This window comes from Peptoniphilus sp. HCN-40583 (assembly GCF_037892835.1).
Classification (GTDB): domain Bacteria; phylum Bacillota; class Clostridia; order Tissierellales; family Peptoniphilaceae; genus Aedoeadaptatus; species Aedoeadaptatus rachelemmaiella.
The window spans coordinates 1-12,392 of record NZ_JBBKBU010000024.1 but is presented as its reverse complement, the minus strand read 5'-3'; the positions used below and the strand labels follow the sequence as shown (position 1 = coordinate 12,392).

Annotated in this window: 15 protein-coding genes; 6 read left to right on the top strand and 9 right to left on the bottom strand. The window is 53.6% G+C overall.

Features of this window, described 5'->3' with window-relative positions:
* Positions 1-88 precede the first annotated feature (88 nt).
* Both ahpC and ahpF read left to right on the top strand, forming a co-directional pair.
* The gene (ahpC, locus tag WKT05_RS07935; RefSeq protein ID WP_340413658.1) at positions 89-658 is read left to right on the top strand and encodes an alkyl hydroperoxide reductase subunit C; all 570 of its coding nucleotides are present in this window, start codon (positions 89-91) and stop codon (positions 656-658) included.
* 1 nt (position 659) lies between these two features.
* Positions 660-2,195: an alkyl hydroperoxide reductase subunit F gene (ahpF, locus tag WKT05_RS07930; RefSeq protein ID WP_340413657.1), complete on the top strand. Its 1,536-nt coding sequence runs from the start codon at positions 660-662 to the stop codon at positions 2,193-2,195.
* Positions 2,196-2,380: 185 nt separating this feature from the next.
* Here the strand turns inward: ahpF and WKT05_RS07925 are convergent, their stop codons facing one another.
* From WKT05_RS07925 to WKT05_RS07890, 8 genes are all read right to left on the bottom strand, one after another.
* Positions 2,381-2,866, bottom strand: a complete 486-nt coding sequence (locus tag WKT05_RS07925) for a YkvA family protein (RefSeq protein ID WP_340413656.1) — start codon at positions 2,864-2,866, stop codon at positions 2,381-2,383.
* A complete protein-coding gene (gene pyrE, locus WKT05_RS07920; protein ID WP_340413655.1) occupies positions 2,863-3,492 on the bottom strand; it encodes an orotate phosphoribosyltransferase in 630 nt (209 codons plus the stop codon). Before pyrE ends, WKT05_RS07925 begins: the two co-directional genes overlap by 4 nt.
* Positions 3,489-4,202 carry an orotidine-5'-phosphate decarboxylase gene (pyrF, locus tag WKT05_RS07915; RefSeq protein ID WP_340413654.1) on the bottom strand — a complete coding sequence of 238 codons (714 nt, stop codon included), beginning with the start codon at positions 4,200-4,202 and terminating at the stop codon, positions 3,489-3,491. Before pyrF ends, pyrE begins: the two co-directional genes overlap by 4 nt.
* Positions 4,203-4,329: 127 nt before the next feature.
* Complete coding sequence (locus tag WKT05_RS07910; protein WP_340413653.1) at positions 4,330-5,106, bottom strand: Mrp/NBP35 family ATP-binding protein; 777 nt, start codon at positions 5,104-5,106, stop codon at positions 4,330-4,332.
* Between the two features lie 3 nt (positions 5,107-5,109).
* Positions 5,110-5,412, bottom strand: a complete 303-nt coding sequence (locus WKT05_RS07905) for an MTH1187 family thiamine-binding protein (RefSeq protein ID WP_215508456.1) — start codon at positions 5,410-5,412, stop codon at positions 5,110-5,112.
* A complete protein-coding gene (locus WKT05_RS07900; RefSeq protein ID WP_340413652.1) occupies positions 5,403-6,560 on the bottom strand; it encodes a M20 metallopeptidase family protein in 1,158 nt (385 codons plus the stop codon). Before WKT05_RS07900 ends, WKT05_RS07905 begins: the two co-directional genes overlap by 10 nt.
* Positions 6,561-6,580: 20 nt before the next feature.
* Entirely contained in the window at positions 6,581-7,624 is a 1,044-nt protein-coding gene (locus WKT05_RS07895) for an alpha/beta fold hydrolase (protein ID WP_340413651.1), read from the bottom strand.
* A 22-nt stretch (positions 7,625-7,646) separates the two neighbouring features.
* Positions 7,647-8,909 carry a M18 family aminopeptidase gene (locus WKT05_RS07890; RefSeq protein ID WP_340413650.1) on the bottom strand — a complete coding sequence of 421 codons (1,263 nt, stop codon included), beginning with the start codon at positions 8,907-8,909 and terminating at the stop codon, positions 7,647-7,649.
* 106 nt (positions 8,910-9,015) lie between these two features.
* Between WKT05_RS07890 and WKT05_RS07885 the strand changes: the two genes are divergently transcribed.
* The 4 genes from WKT05_RS07885 to WKT05_RS07870 all read left to right on the top strand — a co-directional run bounded on the left by WKT05_RS07885 (position 9,016) and on the right by WKT05_RS07870 (position 12,014).
* A complete protein-coding gene (locus WKT05_RS07885) occupies positions 9,016-10,365 on the top strand; it encodes a hemolysin family protein (RefSeq protein ID WP_340413649.1) in 1,350 nt (449 codons plus the stop codon).
* Between the two features lie 11 nt (positions 10,366-10,376).
* Positions 10,377-11,528 (top strand): CAP and S-layer homology domain-containing protein, encoded by a 1,152-nt coding sequence (locus tag WKT05_RS07880; protein ID WP_340413648.1) that lies wholly within the window; start codon positions 10,377-10,379, stop codon positions 11,526-11,528.
* Positions 11,529-11,685: 157 nt separating this feature from the next.
* Positions 11,686-11,817, top strand: coding sequence for a hypothetical protein (locus WKT05_RS07875; protein ID WP_340413647.1), 132 nt, complete (start codon positions 11,686-11,688; stop codon positions 11,815-11,817).
* 44 nt (positions 11,818-11,861) lie between these two features.
* Positions 11,862-12,014, top strand: coding sequence for a hypothetical protein (locus tag WKT05_RS07870; protein WP_340413646.1), 153 nt, complete (start codon positions 11,862-11,864; stop codon positions 12,012-12,014).
* A gap of 101 nt (positions 12,015-12,115) precedes the next feature.
* Here the strand turns inward: WKT05_RS07870 and WKT05_RS07865 are convergent, their stop codons facing one another.
* Complete coding sequence (locus WKT05_RS07865) at positions 12,116-12,355, bottom strand: 2-hydroxymuconate tautomerase (protein ID WP_340413676.1); 240 nt, start codon at positions 12,353-12,355, stop codon at positions 12,116-12,118.
* Positions 12,356-12,392: the final 37 nt, after the last annotated feature.

Sequence of the window (12,392 nt, the reverse complement as noted above, 5' to 3'; positions counted from 1 at the left end):
CGGCCCCTGTTTGACTTTTCCTTTTCAACTGATTATACTTATCATTAGTAAGATGCAGTTTGATTTTTAGAAATATAAGGAGAAAATTATGGCTTTAATAGGAAAAACATTACCCGAGTTTAAACTCGACGCCTATAATCCGGCAAAGGATGAATTTGTAACAGTGTCTAACGACGATATGAAAGGTTCTTACACTGTACTCATCTTCTACCCTGCCGACTTTACTTTTGTTTGCCCCACGGAGCTTGAAGATATGCAAGAATCCTACGACGAATTAAAATCCCTGGGCGCCGAAGTCTATTCGGTTTCCGTGGATACCCACTTCGTTCACAAAGCTTGGCACGACAATTCGGAAGCCATCAGCAAGATCCAATACACCATGATCGGCGATTCCAACAAAGAGCTCACGAGAGAGCTCGGTATTCTCGACGACTCGGGCAAGGCCCACCGCGCCACCATGGTCATCGATCCGGACAATGTGATTCAAACCGTTGAAATCAATGCCGACGGCATCGGCAGAAAAGCCAATGTCAACATTAACAAGGTGAAAGCGGCCAAATACGTCGCCGAACACCCCGGTGAAGCTTGCCCCGCCAAATGGGAAAGCGAAGCAGACGCTACCCTAACGCCGGGACTGGACCTGGTAGGTAAAATCTAATATGTTAGATACAAATCTAAAGAACCAGTTGGCCCAATATTTTGACCTCTTGAAAACAGAGGTCACTATTGGGCTTTCTGCGAATAATGACGACGAAAATTGCAAGAAGGTTCGGGAATTTGTCGAAGAAGTGGCGGCCTTATCGGACAAAATCACCTTGGTGGAGAAAGAGCTGACCTACACGCCTTCCTTCGAAATTAAGGGGAGCTTCGAGCACGGCAGAATCGTCTTCGCCGGCCTTCCCTTGGGCCACGAATTCGCCTCCTTCGCCCTGGCCATGCTCCAGGCGGGGGGAATCGCGCCGAAAATCGACGCTTCCGATAAGAAGCGCATCGAAGGTCTGGCGCCGGCGGATTTCGAAACCGTCGTGTCCCTTTCTTGCCACAACTGCCCCGACGTGGTACAGGCCTTAAACATTATGGCCATCGTCAATCCGAAGGTCAACCACACCATGATCGACGGCGGCAGCTTCCAAGATCTGGCGGAATCCAGAGATGTGCTGGCCGTGCCCGCCATTTTTAAAGACGGCGACTTTTTCGAAGGGGGCAAACAGTCCCTTTCAAGCCTTTTGGAAAAGCTGGGCAGCAAAGTGGACAAAGAGGAATTTAAGGACAAGCCCCTTTTCGATGCCCTGATCATCGGCGGCGGCCCGGCAGCAGCGACAGCCGCCATTTACGCTGCGAGAAAGGGCATTAAAACCGGCCTCCTCGCCGGCGAATTCGGCGGTCAGGTGAAAGAGACCCTGTCCATCGAAAACATTCCCGGCTTTAAATACACGGAAGGCCCCGACTTCATGGATCAAATGCAGGCCCAGGTCACGGCGCTGGATGTAGACATCATGACCGGCGTCCTCGCCGACGGCATCAAAGCCCTCGACGACAAGGTGGAGGTAAGCCTGGATAACGGCGCCAAGCTTTTTGCTAAGACGGTGATTATTGCCACCGGCGCCCGTTGGCGGCTCATCGGCATTCCTGGCGAAACGGAATTCAGAAACAAAGGCGTCGCCTATTGTACCCACTGCGACGGCCCCCTCTTTAAGGGGAAAAATGTCGCCGTCATCGGCGGCGGCAACTCCGGCATCGAGGCAGCCATCGATTTGGCTGGCCTCGCCAAAGACGTTACCGTGCTGGAATTTTTGCCGGATCTAAAGGCCGACGATGCCCTCTTGAAGAAACTAAAGACCCTCTCCAATGTGACGGTCATCACCAATGCCCAAACCACGGGCCTTTACGGCGACGGCAAAGTGGAAAAACTCGCCTACACGGATCGGATCAGCGGCAAGGCCGAGGAGATCCCCATTTCCGGCTGCTTTATTCAAGTAGGTCTGGTGCCCAATACAGAATGGCTGAAAGATTCGGGCATCGAACTTTCCGACAGAGGCGAAATCCTCACGGCAGGAGACGGATCGACCAATGTGAAACGCGTGTTTGCCGCCGGCGACGTTTCAGACACCCTCTATAAGCAAATCGTCATCGCCGCCGGAAGCGGTGCCACCGCCGCCCTCGGCGCCTATAACTACCTTATGGTCAATGAATAAAAGAATAAAGGTTCTCTATTAACCATTGAAGAGCTCGGTGAAAACCGGGCTCCTTTTTCGTGCGCTTTAACACGAAACCATCCATTGAGGACTTAATCCCCATGGAAAGTTTAAAGCCATTTTATATTTATCCCACCAAAAAAGCCCCTGCAGGGGCTTCCTTCGTTTATAAATTGTTCGAAAAACTATTCGTCGTAGTCGATGACCTCATAGCCCTCGAGATCCGGCGCCTCTTCCATGGTCATGCCGTAGACATCGTCCCCGTCATAATCATAGAAATCATCGGCGACCTCCGCTTCCTCATCCCGCCACGCTTCGTAGGCCTTGATCTCGCCGTCGAGCTTTTTAAAGACATACATCAATACGCCAATATCGTCGGCAAAGCCGATGGCGAAGAGAAAGTCCGGCAAGATGTCCATGGGATTCACCAGATACATGAGCCCTGCCACGATGAAAAGGAGATTTCGCTTCTTCAGGCCCCGGTAGCGCCCAGTGATCGCATCTTTCGCGAGCTTCACCAGAAGCAGACCCTCTCTTCGCACCTGGGCCAATTTGCCCTTGCCCTTTAAAATAGAGAAGCTTTCCTTAGCGAGCTTTTCCATGCGCTCGGGGTCGGAGACGATTTTCTTCGCCCGAGGCAGGTATTTAAACAGGACCTTGGCCCAATTCATTCTTTGCACCAGCTTTCGTCGTAGGGATCGGTGCGCCATTGGTTGAGGCGGTCTTTTTCCTCTTCGCTTAAATCGCCGCGAGCCACGGCCACTTCCGCCAGCTCCGGGAAGGTGGCGAGGGAGGCGTATTTAAAGCCGGAGGCCTTAAAATTATCTTCCGCCGCCTTTAATTCGTAGCTGAAGATGGACACGATGCCCACGACCTTAAGGCCTTCCGCCTCGCAGGCCTTGGCGGCATCGATGGAACTTCCGCCGGTGGAGAAGAGATCTTCCACCACAACCACTTTTTCTCCCTCTTTAAAGGCCCCTTCGATGCGCTTGTTTTTGCCGTGGTCCTTGGCTTTGGAGCGAATAAAGCCCGAGGGCATATCCAGAATCCAGGAAATGTAGGAGGCGTGAGGAATGCCCGCCGTGGCCGTGCCGAGAACGGCTTCCGCTTCGGGAAATTCCCGCTTCACCAACGCCGCCAAGGCTTCTTCGATGACCTTTCTCGCTTCGGGATAGGAAAGAATCAGGCGATTGTCGCAGTAAATGGGGCTCTTGATCCCCGAGGCCCAGGTGAAGGGCGCTTTCGGTGACAAGCTGACGGCGCCGATATCTAATAAGTGTTCGCATACGGCTTTCATTGGCTACCTCCTAAAAATTCTTCCTTAATGGCATAGTAGGCCGCCACGGGATCTTTCGCCTGTGTAATGGGCCGGCCTACGACGATATAATCCACGCCCATTTCTCTGGCATCGGCGGGGGTAACCACTCGCTTTTGATCCCCGGCATTTGCTCCCGCCGGGCGAATCCCCGGGCAGACCAGGGGGAAGGCTTGGCGAATGTGTTCCCTTAAATACTTCCCTTCCATGGCCGAGGACACGATGCCGTCGGCACCGCCTTGTAGGGCAAGATAGGCCAGGTGATACACCGCATCTTCCGCCGAGCGATTTTCACCTAGAAGGGCTTCTTTTCTGCCGACGTCGGAAAAAGACGTAAGCACCGTTACCGCCAGGAGAATGGGCGGGCGATCCATATCCTTCACCGCTTCTCTCGCCCGCATAAACATATCCCTGCCACCGGAGGCGTGAAGGGTGAGCATATCGGCTCCCAGGCCCTTTAAGGAGCGCACGGCTCCCGCCACGGTGTTGGGAATATCGTGGAGCTTTAAGTCCAAAAAGACCTTATAGCCTTTCGACTTTAATTCCACCACGAACGCCGGCCCGGCGGCGTAGAATAATTCCATGCCCACTTTCACGAAGGGCTTGCGCGCTTCGCCGTCGAAGCGGGACAAAAATTCCCGCGCCACATTGGCCGAGGGAAAATCCAAGGCGACGATGACGTCTTTTTCCATAGTCAACTCCTTTGTCGTCAATTCAATCAATATATTATCCAACATAGTATATACCGAAAAGAGAAAAAATAAAACGGATTCCCCTACCTCATTCTCCCATAAAAAAGACGCCCGCAGGCGCCTTTTCTTATTTGAACTTTTCGATTTTATCGACGATGGCACTTAACGTGTCCACCCGGTAATCTTCGATGCGGCCTTTGTCGGCGCATTCCGCAAGTCTCGGATCGATGGGCAAGGCGCCCAAATAGGGAATGCCCTTTTCCTCGGCGATGGCGGCGGTTTTGCTTACGCCGAAAATGTCGTAGCGCACGCCGGTGTCCGGAGCGATAAAGTACTGCATGTTTTCCACAATGCCGATGACGGGCAGGGCCATCATCTTCGCCATTTTAATGGCCTTTTCCACGATCATGGACACCAAATCCTGAGGCGAGGTCACGATGACGATGCCGTCGACGGACATGGTTTGAAAAACGGTGAGGGCCACGTCGCCGGTGCCCGGAGGCATGTCGATAAAGAGGTAGTCTTTCTTGCCCCAGTTCACATCGCTCCAGAAGGTGGTGAGCATATTGCCTACCACCGGCGCCCGCCACAAGACGGGATCTGTGGGGCTTTCCAAAATGGAGTTCACGCTCATCAGATCGATGCCCGTGGAGGTCCTCAAGGGGCGAATGCCCTTTTCCGTTTGAAAGACCGTGCCGTCGGTGCCGAAAATTTTCGGAATGGAAGGGCCTAAAATGTCCGCGTCCAAGACGCCCACTTCTTTGTTCCGCCGCTTCATTTCCGATGCCAAGAGGCCGGTGACCATGGATTTGCCCACGCCGCCTTTGCCGCTTAATACGGCGACGGTTTTTTTAATGGACGAATTGGCGTTCAGGGGTTTTTTTAATGATTGTTTCTTTTCCATGGGCTACACTAATTTCGACATCACGGAGTTGACTTTTTGATCCAAGCTGGCCTTTTTGTCCCTGCGGTCGTCGATTTTGACCACGGAGTAAACCCGCTCAGCGCCGGCGGCGAAGACGGCTTCCTGCATTTTCCGCACGCAGGCGAAGAGCTCGTCGATGTCGCCTTCAAGGACTGTGCCCATGGGATTTAAGCGGATTTCCACTTTGTCGTTGTCTTTTACCGCATCGTAGGCTGCCGCAACAAAGGGGCTGCACGATGTCTTTTGGGTTCCGATGGGAACGAGGGTTAATTCTACTACTGCCATAATGACCTCCTGAAATAATTTTCGGCAATGGCGCAAAAGGTGCTTACGCCGTAAACCATGCTGTCTTCGTTAAATACTGCGTGTTGATTGTGCAAGGGGTAAACTTCCCCGGCATCGGGTTTTACGCCCAACATCATCATCGCCGTGGGAATCTCTCTCGCAATGTAGGAGAAGTCTTCCGACGCCTGCACGGCCTCGGCTTCTTTTACGGGAATCCCCGCCGCCTCCGCCGCCTTTCGAACGAAGGCTGCGAGCTCGGGATCGTTGTTTACGATGTAGGCTTCCGAGAGAAATTCCACTTCCTCCGCGCCGCGATAGGTTTCGGCCACGCCCTTCGCCACTTCCACCAACCGCTTTTTCACATAAGCGTGGGTATCTTCGTTGAAGCTGCGCAAGGTACCTTCGATGATGGCCACATCGGGAATGCTGTTCGGTGCATCGCCGGCTTCAAAGTGGCCCGTGGTAATGACGGCGGAGCGATCAAATGCCACTTCTCTCGCCACGATCTCCGGCAGGGCCATGACGATGGCGGCGCCGATGTAGGTGGCGTCCACACCGAGCTGGGGCATGGCGCCGTGGGCACTTTTTCCCTTGACGGTGATGCGGAAATTGTTGTTGGTCGTGGTCATAATGCCCGGCTTAATGTAAAGGGCCGGCTCATCCATGGTGTTGACATGAATCATAAAGGCCGCTTCCGGCGCGGGATTTTCCAAGAGACCGGCGTCGATTAAGGATTTAGCCCCGGCGAGAAGTTCCTCCGCCGGTTGAAAGACCAATTTCACCGTGCCCTTCAATTCACTTTCGTGAGCTTTTAACAGCTTCGCCGCCCCGAGGAGCATGGCCGTGTGCATATCGTGGCCGCACATATGCATGTTTTCTTCCGATTGAAAAGAAACGCCGCTTGCTTCCTTTCCCGGAATGGCATCCATGTCCGCCCGAAAAAGAATCACAGGCTCGCCTTCTCCCACGGTGGCGACGACGCCCACCTCCGCCAAACGTTGGGACGCGTAGCCGAAATCTTTCAGCTTCTCTTCCACAAAGGCTGCCGTGTTTTCCACACAAAAACCCACTTCCGCATGGGCGTGAATGTGTCTGCGCCAGGCGACGATGTCTTTTTCAATGGCTTTTGCTTCTTCTAGCCAATTCAATTCATGAATCGCTTCCTTCCCTATTTTTTCAAGAATTTAATGATGTCCCCGATGACGAACTCACTGGCACTTTCGTGGAGCAAATCGTGTTTCATCAGGGGATAAATTTTATTTTCGTAATCTTCATACCCCAATTTGTAGAAAGTTTTCGCCGTATCCGCCAATCCTTTTGCGCCGCCGGTTAAGGGATCTTCCGTGCCGTTTAAGGCGAGCACCTTGAGATCGGGATTTTTTACGCCGTAGCGGCCGTAGTCTTTTAAGCGGGAGGCGCTGTCCCAAATGGCCATGGCACCGCCGTTAAGGTAGTGGCTCACCAATTTGTCGTCGCCTTTAAAGGCCCGCAAGAAGGCAGGGTTGTTGCTGATGGTATCCAGAGCCGCCTTGGTCTTCGAATCCATCATGCGGATCAGGGCACCGCGGCGCTTGGGGCTGGTGTAGAAGCTTTCCAAATTGCCGAAAAACAAGCCGACGCCGGCTTGAGGCGGGTAGCACACCAGGCCCGTTAAGATCAACTTATCGATGGCATCGTCGTGGTCCATGATGTAGTTCCGCGCAATGAGGGAGCCGAAAGAGTGGCCGAACATGGCCAGGGGTAAGCCGGGGTAGCGGCTCTTAAAAAACCGCGTAAGGGCATATTGATCCGCCACAATGTCGTCGATGGATGAAATATAGGCCCGGGGATGGTCCGCCGAGACGGAATCGCCGTGGCCCCGGTTGTCGGAAAGGAGCACGGTAAAGCCCGCCCGCGCCAGGCGGTGGGCGAAGGTTTTGTAATAGCCGGAATGTTCCTGCGCACCGTGGACGATTTGCACCAAACCCTGAGGATTCTCGGCCTCGATGATGGTAAAGGACAGGGGCAGACCGTCCATAGGCGATTTATACACGCCGGTAATTGCGCCGCCCGCCTCGTCGTAAAGGGCCAGGCGATGCAGAGCCCCCGATGCTTCCCATCGCGCCAGCTTGCGGGCGGATTGCTTCTTTCGAGCATTGGCCGAAAGCTGCGGCACGATGGAGGCACCGAGAAGAAGGCCCGCGGCGAGGGGCCATGAACTGCGTTTTTTCATAGGAACCTCCTTTTACTTCACACTAAAAATTATCTGCGGTGAAAAAGGTGCGTACTGCGTCGTAGAAATCCAACACGTCGTCGACGTGAACCACTTCGAAAATCCCGTGCATGGCCCAGGTGGCGATGCCGATGTCCATGGCTTCCATGTCCACGTGGCGCAAGCTCAAGGGCCCGATGGTGGAGCCGCCTCGTTGGCCGTGGGGATTGGCGAAAGTTTGCACCTCGAGCCCCGCTGCCTTCATCATGCGCTTAAATCTGGCACTGCTGTGGCCTTGGGTGGCGTAGCTGCGGCTGGCGGAAAGCTTCACCGTTACGCCGCCGCCTAAAACAGGCGATGCGGAGGGATTGGCCTTCTCCCGATAGTTCGGGTGATCGCCGTGGGCCATGTCGCAGGAGAGGAGGAAGCTTCGCGCCAGGGCGCGGTAGTAGGCTTCGTCGCCTAAATCGCCGACGATTCGGCGGAGCACATTGGGAAGGAAGCTGCTGTCGCCGCCGCTTTGGGTGAGGCTGCCGATTTCTTCCTGATCAGCGAGGTAAACCACTTGAGTGAGATTTTCGTTGATCTCGCCGGATAGAGCCATAAAGGCCGGATAAGCTGTGGCTAAATTGTCCAGTCGCGGCGAGGAGAGCCACTTTTTGTCGGCACCTATGAGGGTGCTGTCGCCCCAGGGATAAAAATACAAGTCGTAGTCCAAGATTTTTTCTTCATCCACATCGGCGAGGGCGGCCAAATCCTTTAAGAAGCCGCCATCGTCCCAGGATTTCGCGGCGAGGGGCACCAAATCTTTTCCTGCTTTAAAGACGTAGCCGTTGTTCACGTCCTTGTGCAGGTGGGGTGCCAGATGGGGAATGGTGGCCACGGGCTCCCTGAAATCCACGGGGATGCTCTTCACGTCATCTTCCCCCTCCACGATGACCCGTCCCGCCAAAGACAGGGGCCGGTCGAACCAGTCGGCGTTAATGATGGCGCCGTAAGGTTCCACATCCATTCTGACGCAGTCTTTTTCGCCGTGCACGCCGCCGGGCAAGAGGCGCAGAGCCGGGCTGTCCGTGTGGCTGATCACCGTGCGAAAAGCCATGGTCTCGGGGTCTCTTTTTCCCATGGAAAAAAGGAGAATCGCCCCGTCTTCATTGACCACATAATACTTGCCGCCTTCTTCAAGCTCCCAGGCATCTTCCTTGGCGAGACGCACAAAGCCCGCCGCCGCCATTTGAATATGCTCCACCACTTGGTAAGACGTGGGGCTCAAGTCCACAAAAGACTGTAAATCTTCGATATTCATAATTGCTCCTTTCAGGTTCTTTCACTCTTATTAGTATAACAGAATTCAATTCATCTCTTGTATCATTCTTACCCGTCGGGGGTATATACTAGTTAGAAAAGGAGGCATGTATTTTATGGATTCCGTTGGGCAGATTTTGCCCGAATTACTTCTCATTATCCTACTCACGGCAGCCAACGCCTTTTTCACCGCCACGGAAATCGCCCTGGTCTCCGCCAATCGGGAGCGCATCAGCAATCTGGCGGAAGAAGGCGACAAGCGGGCGCAAAAAGTCTTGGCCCTGACGAAAAATCAGTCCCGCTTTCTCTCCACCATTCAGGCGGGGACGACTTTGGCAGGCTTTTTTGCCGCGGCACTAGCCGCCCGGGCCTTCGTTCCCCTCATTCGCCCATCCTTCTCGCCTTTGGGCGAAGGGCCCTCCGGCACAGTGGCTTTTGTACTGGTGATTCTTCTTCTTTCTTACATTAACCTGGTCTTCGGCGTTTTGGTGCCCAAGCGCATCGCCCTGCAAAAGGCCGAGCAAACGGCGCTGAAAAACGCCGGCGCCGCGGCGGCCTTCTACAAGCTCATGACGCCCTCTATCAAGCTCCTCGCATTTACCACCACCTTGATCCTAAAGGCCACGGGCAATTACTCCAAGGACGTGGAAAAAAACATCAGCGAAGAAGAAATTAAATCCTACCTTCGCGTGGGCCAACAACACGGGGTCATTAACGAGTCCGGCGAAGTGATGATGGTAAACATCATGGACTTCGACGACAAGCTGGCCTACGAAATCATGACGCCGCGCACCGCCCTTTACATGCTGGATTACGACGAATTCGGCACGGGAAAGATCCGGGAGATGCTGGAGTCCGGCTACAGCCGCGTGCCCGTCTACCGAGACAGCCCCGACCACATTGTGGGCACCATCTACATTAAAGACCTCTTCGTGGAATACGCCAAACGCAGCTACCGCTCCATCGACATCGAGTCGGTGATGAAAAAGCCCTATTTCGTTCCCGAAACGAAAAACATCGACCGCCTCTTGCAGGAACTGCAGTCCACGAAAAATTACCTGGCCATTTTAATCGACGAGTACGGCGGCTTGTCGGGCATGGTCACCATCGAAGACATTGTGGAAGAAATCGTCGGCGAAATCGAAGACGAATACGACCACGACCTGAAGCAGATTTTAAAAATTAACGACTACACCTATGTGGCCGACGGCATGGCCGAATTGGATACGATCAACGAACAGCTGGATCTGGATCTTCAAAGCGAAAACCACGAAACCATCTCCGGCCTCACCATCGAGCTCTTGGGCTTTATCCCCGAAGCCGGAGACACGAAAAAACACAAAGTCCTCTACGGCAATTCCGTAAAGCTCACCACCTTGGGCGTAACGGACAAGCGCATCGGACGCGTAGAAATTCAACTCTTGGATCGAAAGGCGGAAAAAGCCGAGGAAAAATAAAGGAGGTCGCCGTGAAGAAAAAAGCATTGGTTGCGCTGATTTTATCGGCCCTTCTCTTGCCCCGGACGGCATTTGCCGAAGGGACGCAGAAAAAAGACGTGGCACCGGCGGAAAAAATCCGAACACTCTGCGAGGCGGGCCTTATCGTCGGCGACGAAAAAGGCGATCTCGCCTTGACCCGCCCCATGACCCGCGCCGAATTTTCCAAGATCATCACCTGCGCGTTGAATCTTCAGGAAGATGCGGCGGCCCTTGAAAAAGAAGCCTCGCCCTTTAAAGACGTGGCAGAGACCCACTGGGCCAAAGGCTATATCCACGCACTTACCCTTGCCCAAAAGACGCAGCCTCTGCCCCTGATTCAAGGCGACGGCGACGGCAACTTTCGACCGGAGATGCCCGTAAGCGGCGCCGAAGCATCGAAAATCGCCGTGATCCTTGCCGACAAATCCCTTACCGCCGAAGAGGCCGCCACCTTCAGCTGGCCCGACAGCTGGATCTACCGCGCCATGGCCTTTTCCCTTCCCGTCGCCGAAGGTCCCTATAAAGCGCCCGCCACCCGGGAGGCCGTCTTTCTCACCCTCTACGACATTCTCTACGCCCATCCCGATTACGACGAGGCCATCGCCCGCTTCCTCTACTTAACCGACGGGCTTAATCGCCGCATCACCTTCGATCACGAGGCCTTTCAAAAAGCGTTTTTGAATCGGCTCAACGACGCCCGCAGAAAAAATCATGTGCGTCCTTTGGTTCTCGACAAAAACCTGGAGGCCGGCGCCTACGCCCGGGCCAAGGAGCTCGCCCTTTACGGCAATATGCGCATCGACGGCGCGCGCCACGTGCGGCCGGACAAGCGGCCCTACTACACGGCCTACGACTACTTAAAGCACAAAAACCCCGCCTATTTCATCGGCGAAAACCTCATTCAATTCCCCTTGAAAAAGAGAGGCTACGACGGAAGCACCGCCCTCACCATCGACCCGGAAATCCTGGCAGAGGAATGTTTCAAGGCATGGGAAATGAGCCCGAGCCATCGGGACAACATGCTCTCCCCCATGTACAGAAAAATGAACATTCAGGTCTACGCCGGCCCCACCTTGCGGGAGGAAGGGGCTGCCGACGAAGGCATCCTCGTCGGCACCTTGGGACTGAGCCGAAACTATTAACTGAAAAATTTCCGCAGCAAAAAAGCGGAGATCCTTTCGATACACAAGGCGAAGCCGAAAACTACTTCTCCTTGCCCCCCCCCGAAAAAATATCGTATAATAGATAAGAGATATCACTCCCTTTAAAGAGGGACGCGGTGTTTACAAGGAGGCTGTTATGAAAATTATCGCTTTGTGGGCGGGTTTTTTCATCCTCGTCCTCGTCGTTCTTCTCGTAATCCTTTTAATCCGTCGCCTTTCAGCCGATGAAAAAGATAGAAAGGATCGAGGAAAAACGGGTCGAGACTGACACACTTCGATCCAGCTACAAATTCAATCCAAGGAGGTACAATCATGTTACAAGGGCTCGCCTTACTCGTGTTCATCGGCAAATTCGCCTTTGCCATCGCCGCTTTCGTTCTCATCATCCTTTTAATTCGCCGCCTTTTGGCCGACGAACGGGACAGAAAAGAACGCATCGACAGAGAACATAACGAAGACAAGTAAATTTGCACACAAACGCCTTTCGGGGCGTTTTTTCTTGCAAAAATTTCCACAAAAAAATCGAGCAAGCTCAAGCTTACCCGATTTTCTTATAGGGATATGCCTTAGTGGCCTTCGTTAAAATAGTCGTTGCGCTTCATGTCTTGGAACACCACGTGGATGTGTTCCCGAGGCGTGTCCGCCAATTTATGAACCGTATCCGTAATTTCCTTGGCGATCTTTGCCTTTACTTCGTCGGAACGACCTTCGATTAATTCTACATGAATAAAGGGCATGGTAAACCTCCTTCTTGCCTCTGAAAACCTGTCTCTCCTTATTATAAAACGGCACGAGGCGCCCTTCAAGTCGGGCAAATAAAAAAGTGCACCGTGTGGTGCACCG

Excerpts from the sequence above, each read along its gene's own strand:
- ahpC (WP_340413658.1), top strand. The coding sequence starts at position 89 with ATGGCTTTAATAGGAAAAACATTACCCGAGTTTAAACTCGACGCCTAT.
- ahpF (WP_340413657.1), top strand. The coding sequence starts at position 660 with ATGTTAGATACAAATCTAAAGAACCAGTTGGCCCAATATTTTGACCTC.
- WKT05_RS07925 (WP_340413656.1), bottom strand. The coding sequence starts at position 2,866 with ATGAATTGGGCCAAGGTCCTGTTTAAATACCTGCCTCGGGCGAAGAAA.
- pyrE (WP_340413655.1), bottom strand. The coding sequence starts at position 3,492 with ATGAAAGCCGTATGCGAACACTTATTAGATATCGGCGCCGTCAGCTTG.
- pyrF (WP_340413654.1), bottom strand. The coding sequence starts at position 4,202 with ATGGAAAAAGACGTCATCGTCGCCTTGGATTTTCCCTCGGCCAATGTG.
- WKT05_RS07910 (WP_340413653.1), bottom strand. The coding sequence starts at position 5,106 with ATGGAAAAGAAACAATCATTAAAAAAACCCCTGAACGCCAATTCGTCC.
- WKT05_RS07905 (WP_215508456.1), bottom strand. The coding sequence starts at position 5,412 with ATGGCAGTAGTAGAATTAACCCTCGTTCCCATCGGAACCCAAAAGACA.
- WKT05_RS07895 (WP_340413651.1), bottom strand. The coding sequence starts at position 7,624 with ATGAAAAAACGCAGTTCATGGCCCCTCGCCGCGGGCCTTCTTCTCGGT.
- WKT05_RS07890 (WP_340413650.1), bottom strand. The coding sequence starts at position 8,909 with ATGAATATCGAAGATTTACAGTCTTTTGTGGACTTGAGCCCCACGTCT.
- WKT05_RS07885 (WP_340413649.1), top strand. The coding sequence starts at position 9,016 with ATGTATTTTATGGATTCCGTTGGGCAGATTTTGCCCGAATTACTTCTC.
- WKT05_RS07875 (WP_340413647.1), top strand. The coding sequence starts at position 11,686 with ATGAAAATTATCGCTTTGTGGGCGGGTTTTTTCATCCTCGTCCTCGTC.
- WKT05_RS07870 (WP_340413646.1), top strand. The coding sequence starts at position 11,862 with ATGTTACAAGGGCTCGCCTTACTCGTGTTCATCGGCAAATTCGCCTTT.